This window comes from Proteus vulgaris, from assembly GCF_011045815.1.
Classification (GTDB): Bacteria; Pseudomonadota; Gammaproteobacteria; order Enterobacterales; family Enterobacteriaceae; genus Proteus; species Proteus vulgaris_B.
Map to the genome: position 1 here is coordinate 1,562,603 of NZ_CP047344.1, position 24,280 is coordinate 1,586,882.

At 38.4% G+C, this 24,280-nt stretch carries 23 protein-coding genes; 22 read left to right on the plus strand and 1 reads right to left on the minus strand.

All coding sequences use genetic code 11. The features are described from left to right. The first annotated feature begins 12 nt into the window (after positions 1-12). The 17 genes from fabD (at position 13) to umoD (ending at position 14,898) form a co-directional block, all read left to right on the plus strand. Entirely contained in the window at positions 13-945 is a 933-nt protein-coding gene (fabD, locus tag GTH24_RS07145) for an ACP S-malonyltransferase (protein ID WP_072069902.1), read from the plus strand. Positions 946-953: 8 nt separating this feature from the next. Further along, positions 954-1,688 carry a 3-oxoacyl-ACP reductase FabG gene (gene fabG, locus GTH24_RS07150; protein ID WP_115349522.1) on the plus strand — a complete coding sequence of 245 codons (735 nt, stop codon included), beginning with the start codon at positions 954-956 and terminating at the stop codon, positions 1,686-1,688. 157 nt (positions 1,689-1,845) lie between these two features. Continuing rightward, complete coding sequence (gene acpP / locus GTH24_RS07155; RefSeq protein WP_004247087.1) at positions 1,846-2,082, plus strand: acyl carrier protein; 237 nt, start codon at positions 1,846-1,848, stop codon at positions 2,080-2,082. Positions 2,083-2,156: 74 nt separating this feature from the next. Next, positions 2,157-3,398, plus strand: a complete 1,242-nt coding sequence (fabF, locus tag GTH24_RS07160; RefSeq protein ID WP_072069900.1) for a beta-ketoacyl-ACP synthase II — start codon at positions 2,157-2,159, stop codon at positions 3,396-3,398. Between the two features lie 134 nt (positions 3,399-3,532). Further along, entirely contained in the window at positions 3,533-4,360 is an 828-nt protein-coding gene (gene pabC / locus GTH24_RS07165) for an aminodeoxychorismate lyase (protein WP_115349524.1), read from the plus strand. Between the two features lie 17 nt (positions 4,361-4,377). Continuing rightward, a complete protein-coding gene (gene mltG, locus GTH24_RS07170; RefSeq protein ID WP_164526152.1) occupies positions 4,378-5,400 on the plus strand; it encodes an endolytic transglycosylase MltG in 1,023 nt (340 codons plus the stop codon). 2 nt (positions 5,401-5,402) lie between these two features. Further along, positions 5,403-6,050 (plus strand): dTMP kinase, encoded by a 648-nt coding sequence (gene tmk, locus GTH24_RS07175; protein WP_115349526.1) that lies wholly within the window; start codon positions 5,403-5,405, stop codon positions 6,048-6,050. Continuing rightward, positions 6,047-7,030 (plus strand): DNA polymerase III subunit delta', encoded by a 984-nt coding sequence (holB, locus tag GTH24_RS07180; RefSeq protein ID WP_072069896.1) that lies wholly within the window; start codon positions 6,047-6,049, stop codon positions 7,028-7,030. The genes tmk and holB overlap by 4 nt, the downstream gene beginning before the upstream one ends. A 78-nt stretch (positions 7,031-7,108) precedes the next feature. After that, on the plus strand, positions 7,109-7,894 hold the full coding sequence (locus GTH24_RS07185) for a metal-dependent hydrolase (protein WP_115349527.1): 786 nt from the start codon (positions 7,109-7,111) through the stop codon (positions 7,892-7,894). Between the two features lie 42 nt (positions 7,895-7,936). Continuing rightward, a complete protein-coding gene (hinT, locus tag GTH24_RS07190) occupies positions 7,937-8,287 on the plus strand; it encodes a purine nucleoside phosphoramidase (protein WP_072069894.1) in 351 nt (116 codons plus the stop codon). 39 nt (positions 8,288-8,326) lie between these two features. Further along, positions 8,327-8,728 (plus strand): YcfL family protein, encoded by a 402-nt coding sequence (locus GTH24_RS07195; RefSeq protein WP_072069893.1) that lies wholly within the window; start codon positions 8,327-8,329, stop codon positions 8,726-8,728. Positions 8,729-8,745: 17 nt separating this feature from the next. Next, positions 8,746-9,327 (plus strand): penicillin-binding protein activator LpoB, encoded by a 582-nt coding sequence (locus GTH24_RS07200; protein WP_072069892.1) that lies wholly within the window; start codon positions 8,746-8,748, stop codon positions 9,325-9,327. Continuing rightward, positions 9,305-10,204, plus strand: a complete 900-nt coding sequence (locus GTH24_RS07205; protein WP_164526153.1) for a phosphotransferase — start codon at positions 9,305-9,307, stop codon at positions 10,202-10,204. Before GTH24_RS07200 ends, GTH24_RS07205 begins: the two co-directional genes overlap by 23 nt. Before the next feature lie 38 nt (positions 10,205-10,242). Continuing rightward, positions 10,243-11,262: a beta-N-acetylhexosaminidase gene (gene nagZ / locus GTH24_RS07210; protein WP_072069890.1), complete on the plus strand. Its 1,020-nt coding sequence runs from the start codon at positions 10,243-10,245 to the stop codon at positions 11,260-11,262. Then, entirely contained in the window at positions 11,259-11,798 is a 540-nt protein-coding gene (gene ycfP, locus GTH24_RS07215; RefSeq protein ID WP_072069889.1) for an alpha/beta hydrolase YcfP, read from the plus strand. Before nagZ ends, ycfP begins: the two co-directional genes overlap by 4 nt. 438 nt (positions 11,799-12,236) lie before the next feature. Beyond that, the gene (locus GTH24_RS07220; protein ID WP_072069888.1) at positions 12,237-13,544 is read left to right on the plus strand and encodes an NAD(P)/FAD-dependent oxidoreductase; all 1,308 of its coding nucleotides are present in this window, start codon (positions 12,237-12,239) and stop codon (positions 13,542-13,544) included. Between the two features lie 853 nt (positions 13,545-14,397). Beyond that, on the plus strand, positions 14,398-14,898 hold the full coding sequence (gene umoD, locus GTH24_RS07225; protein WP_072069887.1) for a flagellar biogenesis regulator UmoD: 501 nt from the start codon (positions 14,398-14,400) through the stop codon (positions 14,896-14,898). A gap of 86 nt (positions 14,899-14,984) precedes the next feature. Here the strand turns inward: umoD and mfd are convergent, their stop codons facing one another. Next, on the minus strand, positions 14,985-18,428 hold the full coding sequence (gene mfd / locus GTH24_RS07230; protein ID WP_072069886.1) for a transcription-repair coupling factor: 3,444 nt from the start codon (positions 18,426-18,428) through the stop codon (positions 14,985-14,987). A 193-nt stretch (positions 18,429-18,621) separates the two neighbouring features. Here mfd and lolC point away from each other — a divergent pair, with 193 nt between their 5' ends. From lolC to pepT, 5 genes are all read left to right on the plus strand, one after another. Continuing rightward, on the plus strand, positions 18,622-19,824 hold the full coding sequence (gene lolC, locus GTH24_RS07235; RefSeq protein WP_072069885.1) for a lipoprotein-releasing ABC transporter permease subunit LolC: 1,203 nt from the start codon (positions 18,622-18,624) through the stop codon (positions 19,822-19,824). A 40-nt stretch (positions 19,825-19,864) separates the two neighbouring features. Next, positions 19,865-20,575: a lipoprotein-releasing ABC transporter ATP-binding protein LolD gene (lolD, locus tag GTH24_RS07240; RefSeq protein WP_072069987.1), complete on the plus strand. Its 711-nt coding sequence runs from the start codon at positions 19,865-19,867 to the stop codon at positions 20,573-20,575. Then, positions 20,575-21,822: a lipoprotein-releasing ABC transporter permease subunit LolE gene (lolE, locus tag GTH24_RS07245; RefSeq protein ID WP_164526154.1), complete on the plus strand. Its 1,248-nt coding sequence runs from the start codon at positions 20,575-20,577 to the stop codon at positions 21,820-21,822. The genes lolD and lolE overlap by 1 nt, the downstream gene beginning before the upstream one ends. Before the next feature lie 84 nt (positions 21,823-21,906). Then, positions 21,907-22,764: a Sir2 family NAD+-dependent deacetylase gene (gene cobB / locus GTH24_RS07250; protein WP_164526155.1), complete on the plus strand. Its 858-nt coding sequence runs from the start codon at positions 21,907-21,909 to the stop codon at positions 22,762-22,764. Positions 22,765-22,816: 52 nt separating this feature from the next. Then, positions 22,817-24,061, plus strand: coding sequence for a peptidase T (gene pepT, locus GTH24_RS07255; RefSeq protein ID WP_072069882.1), 1,245 nt, complete (start codon positions 22,817-22,819; stop codon positions 24,059-24,061). Positions 24,062-24,280 lie beyond the last annotated feature (219 nt).

Genomic DNA, 24,280 nt, shown 5'->3' on the forward strand with positions numbered 1-24,280 from the left:
AGGAAAATAAACATGACTGATTTTGCAATGGTTTTCCCTGGACAGGGATCGCAAACTGTTGGAATGCTTGCAGAACTTGCAGAGCAATATCCGATAGTGACTGAAACATTTGCTCAAGCATCTGATGTATTGGGTTACTCTCTGTGGGATTTAGTTCAAAATGGCCCAGAAGAAGAGTTAAACAAAACATGGAAAACACAGCCAGCATTATTAGCAGCATCAGTTGCTGTTTGGCGTGTGTGGCAAGAAAAACAAGGTAAAATGCCACAAATGATGGCAGGTCACAGTCTTGGTGAGTATTCTGCTTTAGTGTGTGCAGGTGTTATTGATTTCGCCGCCGCCATTAAATTAGTAGAATTACGCGGTCAATTGATGCAAGAAGCTGTACCTGCAGGTACAGGTGCAATGTATGCGATTATCGGTTTAGATAACGATGCTATTGCAAAAGCATGTGAAGAAGCTGCTCAAGGGCAAGTTGTTTCACCTGTAAACTTTAATTCACCAGGCCAAGTTGTTATCGCAGGTAACAAAGAGGCAGTAGAGCGTGCTGGTGTTTTATGTAAAGAAGCTGGCGCTAAACGTGCATTGCCATTAGCGGTAAGTGTGCCTTCGCATTGTGCTTTAATGAAACCAGCAGCTGATAAGCTTGCAATTGCATTACAAGAAATTGAATTTAAACAACCTGAAATTCAGGTCGTTAATAACGTTGATGTGAAAGCGCAAACTGATGCGAATGCTATCCGTGATGCGTTAGTTCGCCAGCTGTATAACCCAGTTCGTTGGACTGAAACGGTTGAACTTATCGCCGAAAAAGGCATCACACAACTATTAGAAATCGGTCCAGGAAAAGTATTAACTGGTTTAACTAAACGTATTTCTAAAGAAATGAACGCTGCAGCAGTTAATGATATTACGTCATTAGATGTTGCATTAGGAAATGACTGAGGGATCTCATGGGATTTGACGGAAAAATAGCGCTAGTTACTGGTGCAAGCCGTGGCATTGGCCGTGCGATTGCAGAGGATTTAGTTGCGCGCGGTGCGACCGTAATTGGTACAGCAACGAGTGAAAACGGTGCGCAAGCTATCAGCGAATATTTAAGCGATAAAGGTAAGGGTTTTGTGTTAAATGTCACAGAAAACGACTCTATCGAAAAATTTTTAGCTGAAGTGCGTGCTGAATTTGGCGAAATTGATATTTTGGTCAATAATGCAGGTATTACTCGTGATAACCTGTTGATGCGCATGAAAGATGATGAGTGGCAAGATATCATCAACACAAATCTTTCATCAGTCTTCCGTCTGTCTAAAGCTGTTATGCGTGCTATGATGAAAAAACGTTATGGTCGTATAATTACCATTGGTTCTGTTGTTGGAACCATGGGCAACGCAGGACAGGCAAACTACGCGGCGGCAAAAGCGGGTGTGATTGGTTTTAGTAAATCATTAGCACGCGAAGTTGCTTCCCGAGGCATTACGGTAAATGTTGTTGCACCTGGTTTTATCGAAACTGATATGACAAGAGCATTAACAGATGACCAAAGAGCAGGTATTTTATCTCAAGTTCCTGCTAACCGTTTAGGTGATGCCAAAGAGATTGCCAGTGCTGTAGCTTTCTTAGCTTCTGATGAAGCGAGCTATATCACGGGTGAAACATTGCATGTCAATGGTGGCATGTACATGATCTAATTATGGGGACGTCTTTATATTTGCTTTTTGCGTACAATATAATGCAAAATATAGCGAATAAAGTAGTCCACACAGTCGGGATTGGTTAGATCTTTTCCTGTATTTATAAACTAAGAAAATCATCGCGCAAGCGAGTTTTGATAGGAAATTTAATAGTATGAGCACTATCGACGAACGCGTTAAGAAAATCATTGTTGAACAACTGGGTGTTAAAGAGGAAGAAGTTGTAAATTCAGCTTCATTTGTTGATGACTTAGGCGCTGATTCTCTTGACACAGTTGAGCTGGTAATGGCTCTGGAAGAAGAATTCGATATCGAAATCCCAGACGAAGAAGCAGAAAAAATTACTACAGTTCAAGCTGCTATTGATTACGTTGAAAACGCAGGTAAATAAGCTTGCTAATCTAGGCGGTCACTCGACCGCCTATATTTTTAATCCTAAACTTTTTCCCTCCTTGGAGGATAAGCGTGTCTAAGCGTCGTGTAGTTGTGACCGGACTAGGCATGTTATCTCCTGTCGGTAATAACGCAACAGCTTCTTGGGAAGCCGTGTGTGCCGGACAGAGTGGTATCGGCCTTATCGAAGATTTTGACACCAGTCATCATGCGACTAAATTCGCAGGATTGGTAAAAGATTTCAATCATGAAGATTATAATCTTTCGCGTAAAGACGCGCGCAAGATGGATCTTTTCATTCAATATGGTATTGCGGCAGGTGTGCAAGCCATTGCGGATTCAGGTCTTGAAGTAACAGAAGCCAATGCAAGTCGTATCGGAGCTGCTATTGGTTCTGGTATTGGTGGCTTAGGCCTTATCGAAGAAAACCATACGTCAATGACAAATGGTGGCCCTCGTAAAATTAGCCCATTCTTTGTACCTTCAACCATCATTAACATGGTTGCAGGACATTTAAGCATTATGTATGGTCTTCGTGGCCCTACAATCTCTATTGCAACAGCATGTACATCAGGTGTCCATAATATTGGTCACGCTGCACGTATTATTGCTTATGGCGATGCAGATGCAATGCTCGCAGGTGGTGCCGAAAAAGCAACTACTCCATTAGGTTTAGGTGGCTTTGGTGCAGTTCGTGCATTATCAACACGGAACGATAACCCTCAAGCGGCTAGCCGTCCATGGGATAAAGATCGTGATGGTTTCGTGTTAGGTGATGGCGCGGGTGTTCTTGTTCTTGAAGAATACGAACACGCTAAAAAACGTGGCGCTAAAATCTATGCTGAAGTAGTAGGTTTTGGTATGAGCAGCGATGCTTATCACATGACTTCACCAGCAGAAAATGGTGAAGGCGGTGCGCTAGCGATGACAAACGCACTAAAAGATGCGGGTATTGATGCATCTCAAGTGGGTTATATCAACGCACATGGTACATCAACGAATGCGGGTGATGTTGCTGAAGCACAAGCAGTAGAAAACGTATTTGGTAAAGGCACAGATGTATTAGTTAGCTCAACAAAATCTATGACAGGCCATTTATTAGGCGCTGCTGGAGCTATTGAGTCTATCTTTACTATTCTTTCGCTACGTGATCAAATCGTACCTCCAACAATTAACCTTGATAATCAAGACGAAAATTGTCATCTTGATTTTGTTCCACATAAAGCACGTAAAGTTGAGAACATGGAATATGCTCTGTGTAACTCATTTGGCTTTGGTGGTACTAATGGTTCAATTCTCTTTAAGCGCGTTTAAACCGTTTTTTGCAGAAAGTTGAAATATACTTAAAGACCCAGGATTATTCTGGGTCTTTTATTTTTGTCCTTTTACTGCCAGTTGTTTTATCATGTGCAGATTGATATCAATAACATAGATTTAGGGTGTGTTAGATGCATTGGGTAAATGGACAACAGCAACGAAATGTAGATGCAAGTGACAGGGCAGTACAGTTTGGCGATGGCTGTTTTACTACCCTAGCAATAGAGCAGGGCAAGCCTCTCATGCTATCCGCACATCTTAATCGTTTAAAACAAGGCTGTGAGGCACTTTTTCTACCTAATCCAAATTGGCCTGATTTAAAAAAGCACATCATAGATATCGCTTCTGACACTCAAGCGAAAGGTGTTATTAAAATTATTATTAGTCGTGGTTGTGGCGGTCGTGGTTATTCTTCAAATGGATTTATTACGCCAACAGTTATAACCTCATTGTCATCCTATCCTGCCCATTATTCTCACCAGCAAACTGAAGGTATATCACTGGCTATCAGCCCTGTTACTTTAGGAAAAAACCCACAATTGGCGGGAATTAAGCACCTAAATCGTTTAGAGCAGGTTCTTATTAAGCACCATTTAGAAAAAACAGAATTTGATGATGTTTTAGTGTGTGATAATGAAGGATATTTAGTTGAAGCAAATGCGGCAAATCTTTTTTGGCGTAAAGGAAATACACTTTTCACACCGGATCTGACTGATTCTGGTGTAAATGGCATTATGCGCCAATCAATTATTCAATTAGCGCAAAAATTGAATTGGAAAATTGTTATTGTGAGAGAGAAGCCGGAAACGCTTTATCAAGCAGATGAAGTTTGGTTAACAAATAGCTTAATGCCTGTACTTCCTGTTTCATGTATTACTTTCTCGGTTGATAAGTGCTATCAGTATTCGAGTAGAGAGTATTATCATGTTGTTTTACAACACACTTTGTCACTTAAATAGAATTTGATGAGTTATAAATGAAGATAAAAAAAATAGTATGGATAGTTTTTTTTGCCTTATTAATTAGTATTGGTGCAATTGCGTTGTATATGATGCAACATATTCGTGGCTTAGAAGAAAATGTTGTTATAAAGCAAGATGAAATGCTACTCACCGTACCAGCAGGAACAGGGCGCGTAGCCATGGAACAACTGCTAATAAAAAATAATCTACTTAATCAAGGCGATTATTTTCAAATTTTGCTAAAAGTAAAACCAGAGCTTAGCCAATTTAAAGCAGGTACATATCGCTTAACAAAAGGTATGTCTTTGCGTGATGTTTTATTATTGATCAAAAGTGGTAAAGAGGCTCAATTTACGATCCGTTTTATTGAAGGTAGCCGTTTACAAGACTGGCAATCTATTTTTGAACAAGCTCCGCAACTTGTGACTGTCGCACACACAATGGATAGCGATAAATTGCGTGAAGAAATAGGAATAAAATCTGAAATTACTAACCTAGAAGGTTGGTTTGCACCAGATACATACCATTACACGGCAGGTACAACAGATGTCGCAATTTTAAAGCGCGCCTACCAACAAATGGAAAAAACATTAGAAGAAGAGTGGATTAAACGCGATAGTGACCTACCGTATAAATCGGCTTATGAAATGCTTATCATGGCATCAATTATTGAAAAAGAGACGGGTATTGATGCAGAAAGAACAAAAGTCGCGTCTGTATTTATTAATCGACTAAAAACAAATATGAGATTACAGACCGATCCTACCGTGATTTATGGCTTAGGTGATAAATACAGAGGTACAATTTATCGCAGTGATTTAAATGGTTATACCCCTTATAACACGTATCAAATCGATGGATTGCCACCAACGCCAATTGCGATGCCTAGTGTTGCTTCAATCAGAGCCGCTGCACATCCAGCGGATACACGTTATCTCTATTTTGTTGCGGATGGAACGGGTGGTCATAAATTTTCAACCACACTTAATGAACATAATAAAGCTGTCGCACAATATCGACGCTTACAACAAAGATAATTATGAATAACAGTAAATTTATTGTAATTGAAGGATTAGAAGGCGCTGGAAAAACCAGCGCAATTCAAACCGTTATTAATACGTTAAAAGAAAAAGACATCACCAATTTAGCATTTACCCGTGAACCGGGAGGCACCCCACTTGCTGAAAAATTACGAGAGCTTATTAAACAAGGCATTGAGGGTGAGAAAGTTACCGATAAAGCGGAACTGTTAATGCTATATGCAGCACGTGTTCAGCTCGTTGAAAACGTGATAAAACCAGCGTTAGCAGAAGGTAAATGGGTGATTGGCGATAGACATGATCTCTCTTCACAAGCCTATCAAGGCGGTGGGCGTGGGTTAGATAAAGATCTTATGTTGTCACTTCGCAATACGGTTCTTGGTGATTTTCGCCCAGACTTAACGTTATATCTTGATTTAGATCCAGCTATAGGGCTTGCAAGAGCACGCGCTAGAGGTGAATTAGACCGAATTGAAAAAGAGTCAATGGACTTTTTTTATCGCACACGTGAGCGTTATCAGGCACTAACCAAAGATGATGACTCTATTATTACAATAGATGCATCTCAAACTATCGATAAAGTTCAAGCGGATATTCGCCAAGCACTCACTACATGGTTAGTCCAGCAGGAAAATAAAGCATTATGAATTGGTATCCTTGGCTAAATCAGGCATATCGGCAACTTATTAGCATGTATCAAGAAGGGCGTGGTCATCATGCTTTGCTTCTACATGCGACCGAAGGAATGGGGGCTGATGCTCTCTCTTATGGATTAAGCCGTTGGTTAATGTGTCAGAATAAACAGGGATTAAAAAGCTGTAATGAGTGCCATAGTTGTCGCTTGATGCTTGCCGAAACACATCCTGATTGGCATCTTTTGCAAAATGAAAAGGGCAAGACATCTATTGGCGTAGAAGCCGTTAGAAAAGTGACAGAAAAACTGGAACAACATGCTCAGCAAAGCGGTGCAAGAGTCGTTTGGATCAAAGAGGTTGAAGCTTTAACTGAGGCTGCGGCAAATGCATTACTCAAAACGTTAGAAGAGCCCCCTAAAAATACGTATTTTTTACTTAATTGCCAGCAACCTGAAGTTTTATTAGCTACATTGCGTAGCCGCTGTTTTTATTACCATTTAGCCTCGCCTGATCATCAGCACGCTACACATTGGATACAACAGCAGTTGCCGAATGTCTCTTACGCTAATAGTGTAACTGCGTTAAATTTGTCACAGAATGCACCAATAGCGGCGCTTTCATTATTGAAAGATGAATGGCAAGAAAGAGAAACTTTTTGCCAAGCGTTATATTCAAGTTTACAACAGCATGATTTATTTGGGTTTCTTCCACAGTTAAATCAAGATAATGTAGATCGACGTTTGTATTGGTTGTTATCGCTTTTACTCGATGCATTAAAGTATCAAACAAATGCACAAGCTTATTGTATCAACCAAGATCAACAACCTTTAATTATGGCGTTATCACAATCGCCTTCAAATATTGTGTTAGCCATTATTGATGGATGGAAACAATGTCGTTATCAGCTAATGACCATTCCAGCCTTAAATAAAGAGTTATTACTAGCAGAACAGTTACTAGATTGGGAAAATCAGTTAGTAACACAACATTAATTAGCAACATAAAATTAATTGTTATCTAGCTGTAATAAAAAACACCTATAAGTCATACCAGATAAATGAGAGTACGTTATGTTTTTAGTTGATTCACACTGCCATCTCGACAGCTTAGATTATGAAAAACTACATAAAAATATTGATGATGTTGTCGAAAAAGCACAGCAGCGTGATGTTCAATATATGCTAGCTGTAGCAACAACTTTGCCAGGTTTCAAAAATATGCGTGAACTTATCGGCAAACGTGACAATATTGCATTCTCTTGTGGTATTCATCCCTTGAATTTAGACGAAGGCTACGATGTTGAAGAATTAACGCGCTTAGCTGCTGCACCTGATGTTGTGGCTTTAGGTGAAACAGGTCTGGATTACTATTACCAACAAGAAAATGCAGCATTACAACGTGAAATTTTCCGTGAGCATATCCGTATTGGCCGACAAGTTAACAAACCCGTTATCGTGCATACACGTAGCGCACGTGAAGATACGTTATCGATTTTAAAAGAAGAGAATGTGCAAGATTGTGGTGGTGTATTGCATTGCTTTACTGAAGATAAAGAAACGGCAACAGCATTGCTCGATCTTGGAATGTATATCTCTTTTTCAGGTATTGTGACATTTAGAAATGCGGAACAAATTAGAGAAGCTGCACGCATTGTTCCTCTTGATAGAATTTTAGTTGAAACAGATTCCCCATATTTAGCACCAGTTCCTCATCGCGGCAAAGAAAATCAACCTGCTTATGTTCGTGATGTTGCTGAATATATGGCTGTATTAAAAGGTGTGAGTGTCGATGAGTTAGCGCAACAAACAACGCGCAATTTTGCTAAGCTCTTTCATATTCAAAACTTACCTGCTTAATTGAATTAATCAGGAATTAAAATAAATAATAAGGTGATGGTAATGGCAGAAGAAACAATTTTCAGTAAAATTATTCGTGGTGAAATTCCGGCTAATATTGTTTTTCAAGATGATACAGTCACTGCATTTCGTGATATTTCGCCACAAGCACCCACACATATTTTGATTATTCCTAATAAACTTATCCCTACGGTAAATGATGTTACTGTTGAAGATGAACAAGTGTTAGGACACCTATTTGTTGTTGCTGCAAAAATAGCTCAACAAGAAGGTATTGCTGAAGATGGTTATCGCCTAGTGATGAACTGTAATAAACATGGTGGACAAGAAGTTTTCCATATTCACATGCATTTATTAGGTGGAAGACCATTAGGGCCATTATTAAGTCAATGATCGGTATGATGCTAAAAGCGAGATAACAGGAAGTAATACATGATAAGACAAAGTAAGGCTATTTACTCATTACTTATCGCTATGTGTATGACGACATTGCTCTCTGGGTGTTTATCATCTCATTCAGATAATAAACTCTATTTTAATCGTCAGCAGGCTATTATTATGGAGCCTTCGGTCTTAGCGGTGGGAATTGTGGCAGGACAACCGATCCTTGAACACCATACTAACGGCACAAGAGCGACAGTTATGCTATCAAATACACAATCTTACCCGGTTTCAATTCGCTATCGCTTTTACTGGTATAACGAACAAGGGCTTGAAGTATCCCCTGCTGGACATGTAAATGATGTGACTATTCTTGGTGATGGAGATACAGAAATTAGCGCTGATGTTCCAGATAAAACCATTAGTTATGTCAGAGTTTATCTTTTTACTTAGGATAAGGTAACGCGAGTATGAAAAGACTTCTATTTGTGGCGATGTCTGTGTTTTTATTAGCAGGTTGTCCGTCTATGTTGCCACAACAACCTCCTGTGCCCGTAGAGCCAGTAACACCGACAGAGCCTGTAGAGCCTCCTAAACCGATAGAGCCACCAATTGAAGTAGTGCCAACACCACCTAAAATCACCAGTATTAATTGGAATAATGTGGTAACTCCTTTAATTAGAGAGATGGCGGTCACTGGCGATTTAGAAACGGGTAAATTAATTGTCATTGATAATGTCAAAAATAATTCAGGTGGAAATATCCAAGCAGTAAATGCAACCAATACAATTATAGAATCAGTTAATAGCATTAGTTCATTACAAACAGTACCTTACGCACAAATGATGTCAGCACGAAAAGCGCTCGGCTTATCAGGAGAGGACAGTTTAGGTCTTCGTAGTGCTGCTATTGGGTTAGCGCGGAATTTAAAAGCAGATTATATTTTATTCTCAACTGTTGATGGCAAAAAAGATAACCGCGTTATTAGTATGCAATTAATGTCAGTTTCTTCTGGCGAAATTCTTTGGAATGGACGCAACAAGGTTGAGTGATCGGTATGACTCAAGTTTACTTAATGCCTTGCAAACACTTTTCCCTGCAACGGCATTAAGTAAATGGAGAATAACGGCATTAACAGGATTAGGCGGTGGGTCTTTTCGTGTGCAATATGCTGATATTGATTGGATTGCTCGCTACTACGGAAATGAAAGAAAAGAACTTTATGTACACGGAAGAAAAGAATACGCCATTTTAAAACAACTGGCGGGTCTTGATTTATCCCCTGAAGTTGCAACACGCCATGGAGAATGGTTTTTTCTTCATTGGTTATCCGGTGAGCACCTTACCCATCAATCACTTTTTAGTGTCTATTTAAAGCCATTAGCTGAAAAAATAGCAACGTTACATCAGCAAACACCATTTGGTTTTCCTCTTAATTTAAACCATGAGTTATCCCTTTATTGGCAACAAATCGATAGAAAACGGTTATCCGCTAAATGGTTACGCTTACAACAACATTTTTTACGCCAACCGCGATGCAATCTCATAAAATACGCGCCAGCTCACATGGATTTGCACGTTGAGAATATTCTTCTTAGTGATTCAGGTATAAAATTTATCGATTGGGAATATGCGGCTGATATTGATACTGCTGATTCATTAATGACGTTCTTTGCCACTAATCAATTAGATGAAATGCAACAAACGGCATTTTTAGATTATTATTGTTCGTATCATAGTCATTATATAGAGCAAAAAGAGGTTTATTTTTATTCTGTCAGAGAGTTAAGAAAGCGTATTCTTTCAAGAGAACCATTCATTTTTTATATGATGCTAATGTGGTATGAAGTTCGTTGGCAACAAACAAAAAATGGATCATTTTTAATAATGTCTGAACCTTTACGTCGTTATTTTAGTCTGACGAATTAAAGACATTATCTTGTCACAATTACAAAGAGAGGAATGTTATGGGTCCAGTAATGCTTGATGTTGAAGGATATGAACTCGATAGTGAAGAGCGTGAAATTTTAAAGCATCCTCTTGTCGGTGGATTAATCCTTTTTACCCGCAACTTCCACGATGCTGAACAATTAAATGAATTAGTCCGTCAAATTCGTGATGCATCTCATGAACGTCTAGTGATTGCCGTTGACCAAGAAGGTGGTCGGGTACAACGTTTCCGAGATGGTTTTACACGGATACCCGCGGCACAATCCTATGCAGCATTAAATGAAAGTTATCAAGCTAGCCATTTAGCACAAGAGGCGGGATGGTTAATGGCATCAGAAATGATTGCTATGGATATTGATATCAGTTTTGCACCAGTTCTTGATTTAGGCCATAACTGTATTGCGATTGGTGAGCGTTCTTTCCATGACTCTCCTGAAATTGCGATGACAATGGCAGAAAGTTTTATTAAAGGCATGCGTTCAGCGGGTATGAAATCAACAGGTAAACACTTCCCAGGACATGGTGCAGTAAGAGCTGATTCTCACAAAGAAACACCTCGTGACGATCGCTCTTTAAATGATATTCGCCAACGTGATATGTCTATTTTTAAAGACTTTATTCAACGCCAATTATTAGATGCGATTATGCCAGCTCATGTTATTTATTCTCAAGTTGATGATCGTCCAGCAAGTGGTTCATCCTACTGGTTGAAATCAATTTTACGAGAACAACTTGGCTTCCAAGGCGTTATTTTCTCTGATGATTTATCCATGGAAGGTGCTGCTATTATGGGTAGTTATGCAGAAAGAGCACAGCGCTCCCTTGATGCGGGTTGTGATATGCTTTTAGTGTGTAATAACCGAAAAGGGGCTGTGAGTGTGTTAGATAACCTGTCCTCAGTCAAAGCAGAACGTATTTCCACATTGTACCATCACCGTGGTCGTTACACATTGAGTGAGCTACAAACTTCTGATCGCTGGAAAAAAGCGAATCAGTTGCTGACCCAATTACAGGAGCAATGGCAGGAGCGCGCATGATTATATATTTACATGGTTTTGATTCCACAAGTCCTGGAAATCATGAGAAAGTTTTACAGCTACAGTTTATTGATCCTGACGTTCGTTTTCTAAGTTACAGTACCTTGCATCCTCGTCATGATATGCAACATTTACTGAAAGAAACGGATAAAGTGATTAAATCCACTAAAGAGCCCGTATTAATTTGCGGTGTTGGGTTAGGGGGATATTGGGCAGAGCGTATTGGTTTCTTATGTAATATTCGTCAGGTAATGATTAATCCTAATCTTTTTCCTTATGAAAATATGACTGATAAGATCGACAGGCCTGAAGAATATTTAGATATCGCAACGAAATGCATTAAAGATTTTCGTTCTAAAAACAAAGATAATGCTTTAGTGATTTTATCTCGCAATGATGAGATCTTAGATAACCAGCGTTCTGCTGATGAATTATCACCTTATTATTCTGTGATTTGGGATGAAGTGCAGATGCATAAATTTAAGAGTCTCTCTGAGCATCTATTTAAAATTAAAGCATTTTATAGCAAAAAATAAGATTAAAAAAATGGATGGTTTACCATCCATTTTTATTTTTACCCATCTAAGATTTTTATCTCTTTTTTACTTCCTTCAACTTTAGAACAATTGTTTTAAGATGTGATTTTCATCAGCTAATGATCAAAGCTTGTTTTATTACACTAATGTCTCTTTTTGTGCTCTAACTTTTTGTATTTATTTAAAAAGCCATTATGCATATCTTTCTGGTGGTTATTTAATCATCAAATAAAGGTACGTTATCGTCGATTTTTTCAAAAAAGAGATATGAATATTCAACTATTTTTGATATAAATCAACTTTGGTATGACCATCTTTCCAATTACTTTGTTTAAGAACAAAAATAACAGCCGAAACGATTTAACTGTCGTTATATAAGTAGATTTCACCAAGGCTATTTAAATAACAACAGTAAATATCTTTATGGAGTGACGTTAAATGTCATTAACAAAAATTGTTATTGTCGGTGGTGGCGCTGGTGGCTTGGAACTTGCGACAAAATTAGGCAATAAATTAGGCCGCAGCAAAAAAGCAGAAATCACCTTAGTCGATCGTAATAATAGCCATTTATGGAAACCGTTATTACATGAAGTAGCAACAGGCTCTTTAGACGATGGAGTTGATGCGCTAAGTTATTTAGCTCATGGTTATAACCATCATTTTAACTTCCAATTAGGCTCACTCATGGGCCTTGATCGTGAACAAAAAAATATTACATTAGCGGCTATCTATGATGAAGGCCAAGAATTGCTCGTCCCTGAACGCACGCTTGATTATGATATTTTAGTCATGGCATTAGGCAGTAAATCGAATGATTTTGGTACTCCAGGTATTAAAGAAAACTGCATTTTCTTAGATAGCCCACAACAAGCCCATCGTTTCCATAATGAAATGCTGAATTTATTCTTGAAATATTCAGCGGATGCTAATGCACAAGCTGAAGATCGCAAAGTGAATATCGCTATTGTTGGTGGTGGTGCAACGGGAGTTGAACTTTCTGCTGAACTACACAATGCAGTGCGCCAATTAAATAGTTATGGATTAAAAAAATTAGCACCTTCTGCGTTAAATATCACTTTAGTTGAAGCAGGAGAGCGAATTCTTCCTGCATTACCAGTACGTATTTCGAGCGCAGCACATCATGAATTAACAAAATTAGGTGTGCGAGTCATGACCAAAACTATGGTCACCAGCGCAGATGAAGGTGGATTAAACACTAAAGAAGGTGAGCATATTGATGCTGACTTAATGGTGTGGGCAGCAGGTATTAAAGCACCTGATTTTATGAAAGAGATCGCAGGGCTAGAAACCAATCGTATTAATCAATTGGTTGTTAAGCCGACTTTGCAAACAACTTTAGATGAATCTATTTTTGCTATTGGTGACTGTGCATCATGTCCTCGTAAAGAAGGTGGCTTTGTTCCACCAAGAGCACAATCTGCACATCAAATGGCGAGTCGCTGTTATAGTAATATTATTGCAATGTTAAAAAATAAGCCGTTAAAAGATTATGTGTTTACTGATCACGGTTCATTAGTTTCTCTTTCTAAATTTAGTACAGTAGGAAGTTTAATGGGCAATTTGATGAAAGGTGACATGATGATCGAAGGGCGGATTGCTCGGATTGTTTACATCTCTTTATATCGAATGCATCAAATTGCATTACATGGTTATATCAAAACAGGGCTTATGATGTTGGTTGGTTCTATCAACAGAGTGATCAGACCTAAGCTAAAACTTCATTAATTTATCTTTTGCTTTGTAAGTAAGGCAAAAGTTATCTTTTAAAACCCTCATATTATATGAGGGTTTTTTGTCTGTTTTTTCTTTTAAATTAAATAATTAAATGAGAATATCTAAATAAGATAAATAATCTCAGCATAAATGACTAGATGATTTATCTGTTTATATCAAAAATAACCAATAACTCTAAAGTTCAATAAGACAATAGTAAATATAATTTTATCATTAAGATTAAATGAGTAATATTAATGGTTGGCTCTATTTTTGGTTATTACGCTAAATTATTTAAGACTTTTCTTAAATAAAAAATGATGTTTAATTCATTAATTTATCAAATAAAGTGTTATGGTATTTCTTTAATTTGTATTAAAAATATAATAAGTAAAAAGTGTTAAACTTAAGCTTAACTTGTTATTTTTACTCGATTTTAATTGATTAAAATATTTTCATAAGCCTTGGGGATAATTTTTAAAATATGAATTTAAAATGAAATGCCACATATTTCTAAGCAACAATTGTTAACCTCGTGTTATCATAATGATGTATTATAAATAGTATAACGATTTCAATTTTTTCAGAAAAATAAATTAAGACCACTCTTAATATAATAGGTAAATCCTAAAAAAGTGGTGATATTTATTTAATTAAGTAATTAAAACAGAAATAAGTGGTGTATTTAACATGTCATAAATACGTGGTTTGCTTATTATGCTAATCAGCATGGATGTTGAATTAAGCTATCAGATAGAGAGTTCATTTATTGAATACTAAATATATTAGCCAGTTATCGTAAAACAGTGGCTTTGTATTGCATATCTGTAGCAATTAAGGATAAAACAGATAAAAAGGGGTAAAAGTGAGTGTTGATGTCAGAAAGTACACACTGATAGGACTAATCATTGCATTAGCTATTCTTTTATTTATTGCATGGAGGTGGGTTTTCCCCCAGCCTCAATTTGCTCATGTCGTTTCCGCTACACCGATTAAATCAACAGTATTTGTGACAGAAGAATACTGTCATCGAATCGGCTTACCAACACCTTTTACACCCGAAAAATTGTCACGATTTCATCCAGCAGAGCAAGAATGTCGTGTGTTTTACATGATTGAAGCACTTAATAACAGCAATATTGCAAATTTCCCTTATCCTCAATTCAAAGAGTGTATTCCTATTTATCGACAAGAACGCAGAATTGTGGGCTATGATGTGCTTTACACTATCGATGGCACGCCAGGTAAAGTGCGCACCACGTTTAAACCTGGTGAAGTTATTGCTTTAGATGCTGATGGTAGGCTGATCTTAGAACAAGAACCCTATTGTTCAATGAATGAAAAAGTCCCTTGCCGTAAAGATTAATACCAATAATATAAAAAGGCGTAATGAAGGAGAAGATCACTTCAGTTACGCCTTTTTATTAGCTTAAAGAACGGTTAGCTCTCGTGTTATTTCATCTTATGATCATCGAATGCACTTAACATATCATCAATAAAAGTAAGACGCTTTTCGCGTTCAGCTAAATCAATAATAAACTTCAATTTAGATGGGCCGTCTAAGCGGAAAACTGCAGGTTGTTCTTGAAGCAAGCTAATCAAATAGCCGGGGTCAACCTTATTTTTTTCGCCAAATTCAATAAAACCACCTTTGTCATGGGCTTCAATACGAGTAATACCGAGGTTCATGGCATTTAAACGAATAGCTGCATTACGCAGTAAATAACGACCAGCATCAGGTAATTTACCAAATCTATCAATTAACTCTGCTCTTAAATCATTAAGCTCATTTAAATCAATCGCACTTGCAATTCGTTTATAGAATGAGAGTCTGACATTTACATCTGGAATGTAATCATCAGGCAATAAGACAGGCATTCTTAATTCAATTTCTGTTTGTTGATTAGTGAGATCTTCAAGTGATGGCTCTCTGCCATCTTTAAGGGCTTCTACTGCACTTTCTAATAACTCCATATAAAGTGAGAAGCCTACGGTATTCATTTGACCGCTTTGTTCTTCACCAAGTAATTCACCCGCACCTCGAATTTCCAAATCATGTGTTGCCAATGCGAAACCGGCGCCTAGATCTTCTAGTGAAGCAATCGCCTCTAAACGTTTATGTGCATCTTTTGTCATGGCTTTAGGATGTGGCGTTAACAAATAAGCATAAGCTTGATGATGAGAACGACCTACACGACCACGTAGCTGATGTAATTGCGCTAAACCAAAGTGATCGGCACGCTCAATAATAATGGTATTCGCGCTTGGTATATCAATACCTGTTTCGATGATGGTGGTGCAAAGTAACACATTAAAACGTTGATGGTGGAAATCATTCATCACACGTTCAAGTTCACGTTCACGCATTTGCCCATGACCAATTCCAATACGTGCCTCAGGTACGAGTGTAGCTAGTCTCTCACGCGCCTTTTCAATATTTTCAACATCGTTATACAAATAATAAACTTGTCCACCACGTAATGTTTCACGCAAGATGGCTTCACGTACCACTAAATCATCATATTCCCGCACAAATGTTTTTACGGATAAACGACGTGCAGGCGGCGTTGCGATAATAGAAAGATCACGCATACCACTCATGGCCATATTTAACGTACGAGGAATAGGCGTTGCTGTCAGTGTTAAAATATCTACATTAGCACGCATGGCTTTAATGCGTTCTTTGTGGCGAACGCCAAAGCGATGCTCCTCATCAACAATGAGGAGGCCTAAATCTTTCCAGTGAATGCTAGGTTGCAGTAATTTGTGTGTACCAATGACAATATCAACAGTACCTTCAGCCAGCTTTTCTGTAATTTGTTGCTGTTCTTTTGCACTACGAAAACGGGAGATCATCTCAATATTAACGGGCCAATTGGCAAAACGATCGCGGAAATTATCAAAATGCTGCTGGGCCAGTAGGGTGGTTGGGACTAAAATCGCAACTTGTTTATTATTGTTAACCGCGAGGAATGCAGCGCGCATTGCCACTTCTGTTTTACCAAAACCAACATCACCACAGACTAATCTGTCCATTGAAATGGCTTGGCACATATCACTTAATACGGCATTGATCGCTGTTTCTTGATCGGGAGTGGTTTCAAAAGGAAAACTTTGCCGAAATGCGTGATACTGCTCTTTATCCATTTTAAAGGCAAAGCCCGTTTTTATTTCTCGCTGGGCATAAACATCTAACAGCTCAGCTGCAACATCACGGACTTTTTCAGCTGCTTTTTGACGAGCTCTTACCCATGCATCGCCCCCCAATTTATGTAAAGGAGCATTTTCATCAGCACCACCGGAATAACGACTGATTAAATGTAATGATGAAACAGGGACATAAAGCTTGTCATTACCTGCGTAGCTTAACATCAAATATTCAGCTTTAACGCCACCCGCTTCTAAGGTTGTCATGCCTTGATAGCGTCCAACACCATGCTGAAGATGAACAACAGGTTGGCCTATGCTTAATTCGGCAAGGTTACGAATTAAAGTATCGGTATTAATTGCTCGGCGATTGTCTTGACGACGGCGATTAATTCGTTCGCCTAACATATCGCTTTCACAGATCATGGCTAATTGACGATGATTATCAATAAAACCGTGTTCAGCTGCACCAATAATAAAATAGGCTCCTTTTTCTTGGGCATCTGATAACTCAATGATCTGTTTAGGTGCAATTTTTATCCGTGATAACAGTTCTTGTACTGTTTCACGTCGGCCTTCGCTCTCAACAGAGAAAATCACACTACCTGAAAATTGTTCTTGGAATCGACGTAGATTGTCTAAAGGGGATTTGCTTTGTGCGTTGATCGATAAATCAGGAAGTGGTTGATAACCTAAATTAGTTTGTCCAGCTTTTTCTGGCAATGTTTCTGTTTTAAGTTGAATTCGTGGCCACTGTTTAAGTTCTTTATTAAATTTATCAACACTGAGCCAAATATCATCAGGAGGAAGCAATGGTCGCATTGGGTCAACACGACGGCTTTCAAAACGCTGGTTGATGTCTTGCCAGAATTTATCTGCAAAATCTTGTAGATCTTGCGTCACTATCAGAGTGTTTTTGGGAAAATAAGCAAATAAATTAGATAACGGTTGTTCAAAAAACAGCGATTGCCAATATTCAATCCCAGTAGGCAATATGTGTTTGCTGACTTGCTGATAAATATGTTCAGGATCACGTCTTACATCAAAGCGCTCACGCCACTGACTACGAAAAAGCTCAATTGCATTGGCATCAGTAGGGAATTCATGTGCGGGCAATAAATTTATTTGCTCCACTTCTATTAACGTTCTTTGGGTATCAACATCAAAAGTACGCAAGCTATCAATTTCATCATCGAAAAAATCAATACGATAAGGAAATTCACTTCCCATAGGAAATAAGTCAAGCAATGCACCGCGTGTTGCATATTCACCGTGTTCTAATACTTGCTCTACATGGCGATATCCCGCTTCATCGAGTGTTTTACGTAAATTATCACGAGAAAGTATCTCTCCTTTTTGCATTACCAACGCATGACTTGCGAGATAATCCGTAGGGCAGACTTTCTGCATTAACGTATTGACGGGTAAGATTAAAATTCCCTTGAGAAGTGATGGAATACGGTATAGCGTAGAAAGGCGGTTTGAGATAATTTCTTGGTGAGGTGAAAAACTGTCATAAGGCAGCGTTTCCCAATCCGATAATGTCTCTACTGGATAATCACAAAACTGACGGATTTCATCTTGTAAACGTAATGCATTTTGCATGTCACGAGTAACAAGAACGACTAATCCAGAATGACGTTTGATGATCTCTGCACATTCTAGAGCACAAGCGGCACCAGTCAGTTGACCTAGCTGGCGAGTATCCCCTTGTTTTATAGGAAGTTGATAACGATATTCTGAGGACATAAGCGTGTAATGTGAACTCTTTGTTGTAGTTAACTCCCAACACATCTTCAGCGTACTCGCTAAAGCTTAAACTGGCGGGCAGGTTAAGATAAAAGAAAAACCACAGTTTGGGAATAGAGTGGTTCCATTCAGTAAGACTACCCTTTATTATCCCTGAACACTTCGCATTAGCAACAGGAACAGCACAGATTTCATGTACAATTCTGTCTCATTTTATATAGGGCTCCGTTATATGCGGGGTCGCGCGGTCGATAAGTTCGGTCGCTTCGTCTCATGGCTATCCGCTTTAGGGATCATGTTAGGTGTAGCAGCGCTTATCACAGTGACTTCTGTCATGAATGGTTTTGAGCGTTCATTGCAAGAAAGCATTCTTGCTTATCTTCCACAAGCCATAGTGACATCACCTAACGGGCAATTACCCCGACAATCAAATATAGCCGAAAATCTACTGACGCGAGAAGGTATCATAAACGTTGTCCCTTTAGTAGAAGGTGATGTTGTTTTGCAGAGTAAAGACAATATCAGCGTTGGTGTCATGTTAGGGATTGAAAAAGCACAAGATGAACCTTTAACAAAACATATTCGTTATGGTGATTTCTCTATGCTTAAATCGGGTGAATATGGCGTGATCTTAGGAAGTGGCTTAGCTAAACAACTAAAAGCAAAAGAAGGGGATAAAATCCGTCTGATTGTGCCAAGTGTTAGCCAACTCACTCCAATGGGAAGATTACCCAGTCAACGATTATTTACTGTTAAAGGCATTTTCCAAAGTGGTGGGGATGCTGATGCCTCTCAAATTCTAGTCAATCAACAAGATGCGGCGCGTTTAATGCGTTATCAGCCTGGTAATATTACAGGGTGGCGTCTTTTCTTTTCTGATCCTCTCAATATTGAAAAATACAGTGCTAAGCCTTTAGCTACAAACTTAAGTTGGAAAGATTGGCGCGAACGTAAAGGTGAATTTTTCCAGGCAGTTAAAATGGAAAAAAATATGATGGGATTATTATTAAGCTTAATTATTGCTGTGGCTGCTTTTAATATTATTACCTCACTTTCTTTATTAGTGATGGAAAAACAAGGAGAAGTAGCTATTTTGCAAACTATGGGCTTAAAACGTTCCCAGATTATGTCCATTTTTATGTTGCAAGGTGCTGGTGCCGGTATGTTAGGTGCAGTTGCTGGTGGTCTTTTGGGGGCATTACTCTCTAGCCAGTTAAATACTATTATGCCAGCGGTAGGGCTTATTCCACAAGGTGTTGAATTACCTGCAACGCTTGAATGGGGAAGAGTATTTATGATTGGCTTTGCAGCCATTGTGATTTCCCTTTTATCTACTTTATACCCGTCTTGGCGGGCCGCGACTATTCAGCCAGCAGAGGCGCTACGTTATGAGTAATTCTTCTATTAATAAACAGCCAATGGCATCAGAAAAAAACATGCAAATTGACAAAAATTGTTTATTGGATTGTCACGCCCTGTGTAAACAATACCAAGACGGTACAATTTCAACCCAAGTGCTGAAATCGGTTTCATTTAAAATGGAAAAAGGTGATTTTTTAGCGATTGTGGGTAGTTCTGGTTCAGGCAAAAGTACCTTATTGCATTTATTAGGTGGCTTAGATTCACCGACATCTGGCGAAGTCTTCTTTGAAGGGCAATCACTCAATACATTATCTTCTTCAGAAAAAGCCGACCTGCGTAATACACAACTGGGTTTTATTTATCAATTCCATCACTTATTACCGGATTTTACTGCACTTGAAAATGTGGCAATGCCATTAATGATTGGTGGGGTTAGTGTTGCAAAGGCGAAAGAGAAAGCAATGTCTTTACTTGAAGCGGTTGGCTTAAAAGAGCGTGCTCATCATCGTCCTTCAGAGCTTTCAGGTGGCGAAAGACAACGTGTTGCGATTGCGAGAGCATTGGTTAACGATCCTGCATTGGTACTTGCGGATGAACCAACAGGTAATCTTGATCAGAAAAACGCCGAAGGTATTTTCGAGTTATTGATTAAATTAAATAAAGAGAAGCAAACTGCTTTTCTGGTGGTGACGCATGATTTATCACTGGCGGCTCGTTTTCAGCGTCAACTTGAAATGAAAGATGGCCAATTACAGCCACAAAATATGATTTCAGGAGTGAAATAATGGCGCAATTGCCACTTGCATTAGTGACCGCATTACGTTTTTCAAGAGGGCGAAAACGTGCGGGAATGGTTTCGTTAATCTCGGTTATTTCAACACTGGGCATTATGCTTGGCGTGGCTGTTTTAATTATTGGCTTAAGTGCCATGAATGGATTTGAGCGCGAATTAAAAAACCGTATTTTATCGGTAGTACCGCATGGACAAATCTATTCAGTAGAACAGCCATTTGTACAATGGCAATCGGCATTACCTCGAATTGAAAAAACATCAGGAGTTGTTGCGGCCGCGCCATATATCTTATTAACGGGATTGTTAGAGAAAGGAACTGAACTAAAAGCAGTGCAAGTTATGGGAGTATCTCCTGAAAAACAAGGAGATATCAGCTTATTACCTCGCTATGTACAAAATAATGCATGGCAAGATTTTCGTGCGGGTAAGCAACAAATTATTGTTGGGCAAGGTGTTGCAGACGCATTAAAAATTAAACAGGGTGATTGGCTAACGGTATTAATTCCGAATAATGATGATCCAACTAAGTTATTACAGCCTAAACGTATTCGCTTACAAGTTAGTGGCATATTTAAATTGAGTGGAATGCTCGATCACCAATTAGCATTAATTCCTCTAGCAGATGCTCAACAATATATGGATTACGGCCAAGGTATTACAGGAATTGAAGTGAAAACGGTTGATCCATTTTTGGCTAATGAAATTATTCATAATGCGGGGTTAAATAGTGAAGAGTATGTTTATGCTAAAAGTTGGATAAGTGACTATGGCTATATGTATAGCGATATTCAAATGATCCGTAGCATTATGTATTTATCCATGATCTTAGTGATTGGTGTGGCTTGTTTTAATATTGTATCGACGCTGATTATGGCGGTAAGAGATAAAAGCAGTGACATTGCTATTTTGCGTACGCTCGGCGCTCGTGATAGTCATATCCGTAATATCTTTTTATGGTACGGCTTATTATCAGGCATGATTGGCTGTATTGCAGGTGTCATTTTTGGTGTATTAGTGGCTTATAATTTGACACCTTTAGTTTCTGTTGTTGAATCATTAACAGGACATAGTGTACTTTCTGGTGATGTTTATTTTGTCGATTTCCTCCCTTCAGAAGTACATTTGATTGATGTTTTTTCTGTATTTATCACCACTGTGATCTTAAGCCTGATAGCAAGTTGGTATCCTGCTCGTCGAGCCACTAAACTAGATCCTGCAAGAATTTTAAGTGGACAATAAGTTTATTGACATACAAAGAAGAAAAAACACTTAAAATAGTGACGCTAGAAACGCAATATTTAAATTTGAAAACCAAGGATTGTAATGATGAAACTTAAACTTCGTCATCGTCGGCTTAGGAAGTTTCGTAAGATCAAAAGTTTACGACGACAACATTCACGTTGTCGTTATTTTCATCTCACCCATAAAACGGAACATGAAATGAGTTTACCCAAAGTTGTCGTATTAACAGGGGCTGGCATTTCTGCTGAATCAGGAATTAAAACATTTCGTTCAGAAGATGGATTGTGGGAAGAACATCGCGTTGAAGATGTTGCTACACCTGAAGGCTATCAACGCAACCCACAATTGGTTCAGCAGTTTTATAATGAACGTCGTCGCCAATTACAACAACCTACAATTCAGCCAAATGAAGCGCATTATGCATTAGCAAAACTTGAGCAACGCTTAGGTAAAGATAACTTCCTTCTTGTAACGCAAAATATTGATAATTTGCATGAGAAAGCGGGTAGTCAGCATATTTTACATATGCATGGTGAATTATTAAAAGTACGTTGCCCACAATCCCGCCAAGTTTTTGAATGGAAAGGTGATTTAGAAACAACAGATCACTGCCATTGTTGCCAATTTCCATCACCACTACGTCCACATATTGTCTGGTTTGGTGAAATGCCTATTGGCATGGATGAGATTTATCGAGCTTTGGCTGAGGCTGATATTTTTATCTCTATCGGTACTTCTGGTAATGTCTATCCTGCTGCGGGTTTTGTACATGAAGCTAGGCTAGCTGGTGCTCATACTGTTGAGCTAAATCTTGAGCCAAGTTTAGTTGAAAGCCAGTTTGAAGAAAAACATTATGGGCCAGCAAGTCAGGTTGTTGATGAATATGTTCATAAATTGTTTGAATTAATTAATGATCCTAAAGCTGATTTGACGCAATAATTATTTTATAGAGTTCCCTATTATTGTTATTAGAGAGATCTTAGGGGGCAAAATGGATAAATTATTAGAACGTTTTTTTGAATATATTAATTTTGATACACAATCAAAACCATCTTCAAAAATGTCACCAAGCAGTGATGGTCAGCTAAAACTAGCTAAAGCATTGGCGCAAGAATTAAAAAAACTGGGTTTTGCAGATGTAACACTCAGTGACAAAGGATGTGTAATGGCAAGTTTGCCATCCAATGTCTCTTGGCCAGTGCCTGTGATTGGTTTTATTTCGCATCTTGACACAGCGCCTGATTTTTCTGGTAAGCATGTAAAACCACAAGTGCTTGAAGATTATCGAGGCGGTGATATTGCATTGGGTATTGGTGATGAAGTGTTATCACCTGTTATGTTTCCAATCTTACATTCTATGATTGGTAAAACATTAATCACCACAGACGGTAAAACCTTATTAGGCGCTGATGATAAAGCGGGTATTGCTGAAATCATTACCGCTATGGTGCGTTTAAAAGAAACGAACCGACCTCATGGTGATATCCGTATTGCGTTCACACCTGATGAAGAAATTGGTCGTGGCGCGCATTATGTCGATTTAAATGCATTTGGTGCAAGCTGGGCTTATACCGTTGATGGTGGTGGTGTTGGCGAATTGGAATATGAAAACTTCAACGCCGCATCAGTGAATATCAAAATTGTTGGTAACAATGTTCACCCTGGTAGTGCAAAAGGGGTGATGGTAAATGCATTAGGATTAGCAACTCGCATTCATCAAGAATTACCGACTGATGAGACGCCTGAAAATACAGAGGGTTATGATGGTTTTTATCACCTTCAAAGTATTAAAGGAACGGTAGAAAGAGCGGAAATGCACTATATTATCCGTGATTTTAATCGTAACGTATTTGAAAAACGCAAACAAAATATGATTGCGATTGCAGAAAAAGTTGGTAAAGGTTTACACCCAGATTGCTATATTGAGCTAACTATTGATGATAGTTATTACAATATGCATGATAAAGTTGTTCAATTCCCACACATTATTGAAATAGCAAAACAAGCAATGATTGATTGTGATATTGAGCCTAACATCAAACCTATCCGTGGTGGCACCGATGGTGCTCAGCTTTCTTATCGTGGATTACCTTGCCCTAATATTTTTACTGGTGGTTATAATTTCCATGGTAAGCATGAATTTATCTCTTTAGAAGGAATGGAAGCTGCGGTAAGTGTGATCATGCGTATTGCTGAAATTACGGCTGAAAGAGAAAAGGCTAAAGTGATTAATTAATCGCTTGTAGAGCTCAGAAAATAAAATAATAGCCGATATGTCGGCTATTATTTTTTTAGCTACCTTGTTAGTTTTGATTATTTATTTACATTCTTAATTTAATTCTATCTTAAGGGTAATTGATAAAATAAAATAGGAGAGGTTGCTTAAAATAAATCTGAAATAAATTGAATGGGTTTACTTAATTTAAAATAAAACTACTTTATAATAATGATAGTG

Bases quoted from the DNA above. Each gene is read 5' to 3' on its own strand.
- mfd (WP_072069886.1), bottom strand. From the start codon at position 18,428: ATGTCCTCAGAATATCGTTATCAACTTCCTATAAAACAAGGGGATACT.
- lolC (WP_072069885.1), top strand. From the start codon at position 18,622: ATGTACAATTCTGTCTCATTTTATATAGGGCTCCGTTATATGCGGGGT.
- GTH24_RS07195 (WP_072069893.1), top strand. From the start codon at position 8,327: ATGATAAGACAAAGTAAGGCTATTTACTCATTACTTATCGCTATGTGT.
- GTH24_RS07185 (WP_115349527.1), top strand. From the start codon at position 7,109: ATGTTTTTAGTTGATTCACACTGCCATCTCGACAGCTTAGATTATGAA.
- pepT (WP_072069882.1), top strand. From the start codon at position 22,817: ATGGATAAATTATTAGAACGTTTTTTTGAATATATTAATTTTGATACA.
- fabD (WP_072069902.1), top strand. From the start codon at position 13: ATGACTGATTTTGCAATGGTTTTCCCTGGACAGGGATCGCAAACTGTT.
- cobB (WP_164526155.1), top strand. From the start codon at position 21,907: ATGATGAAACTTAAACTTCGTCATCGTCGGCTTAGGAAGTTTCGTAAG.
- nagZ (WP_072069890.1), top strand. From the start codon at position 10,243: ATGGGTCCAGTAATGCTTGATGTTGAAGGATATGAACTCGATAGTGAA.
- holB (WP_072069896.1), top strand. From the start codon at position 6,047: ATGAATTGGTATCCTTGGCTAAATCAGGCATATCGGCAACTTATTAGC.
- pabC (WP_115349524.1), top strand. From the start codon at position 3,533: ATGCATTGGGTAAATGGACAACAGCAACGAAATGTAGATGCAAGTGAC.
- ycfP (WP_072069889.1), top strand. From the start codon at position 11,259: ATGATTATATATTTACATGGTTTTGATTCCACAAGTCCTGGAAATCAT.
- acpP (WP_004247087.1), top strand. From the start codon at position 1,846: ATGAGCACTATCGACGAACGCGTTAAGAAAATCATTGTTGAACAACTG.
- fabG (WP_115349522.1), top strand. From the start codon at position 954: ATGGGATTTGACGGAAAAATAGCGCTAGTTACTGGTGCAAGCCGTGGC.
- lolE (WP_164526154.1), top strand. From the start codon at position 20,575: ATGGCGCAATTGCCACTTGCATTAGTGACCGCATTACGTTTTTCAAGA.
- mltG (WP_164526152.1), top strand. From the start codon at position 4,378: ATGAAGATAAAAAAAATAGTATGGATAGTTTTTTTTGCCTTATTAATT.
- lolD (WP_072069987.1), top strand. From the start codon at position 19,865: ATGCAAATTGACAAAAATTGTTTATTGGATTGTCACGCCCTGTGTAAA.
- tmk (WP_115349526.1), top strand. From the start codon at position 5,403: ATGAATAACAGTAAATTTATTGTAATTGAAGGATTAGAAGGCGCTGGA.
- hinT (WP_072069894.1), top strand. From the start codon at position 7,937: ATGGCAGAAGAAACAATTTTCAGTAAAATTATTCGTGGTGAAATTCCG.
- GTH24_RS07205 (WP_164526153.1), top strand. From the start codon at position 9,305: ATGGACGCAACAAGGTTGAGTGATCGGTATGACTCAAGTTTACTTAAT.
- GTH24_RS07220 (WP_072069888.1), top strand. From the start codon at position 12,237: ATGTCATTAACAAAAATTGTTATTGTCGGTGGTGGCGCTGGTGGCTTG.
- GTH24_RS07200 (WP_072069892.1), top strand. From the start codon at position 8,746: ATGAAAAGACTTCTATTTGTGGCGATGTCTGTGTTTTTATTAGCAGGT.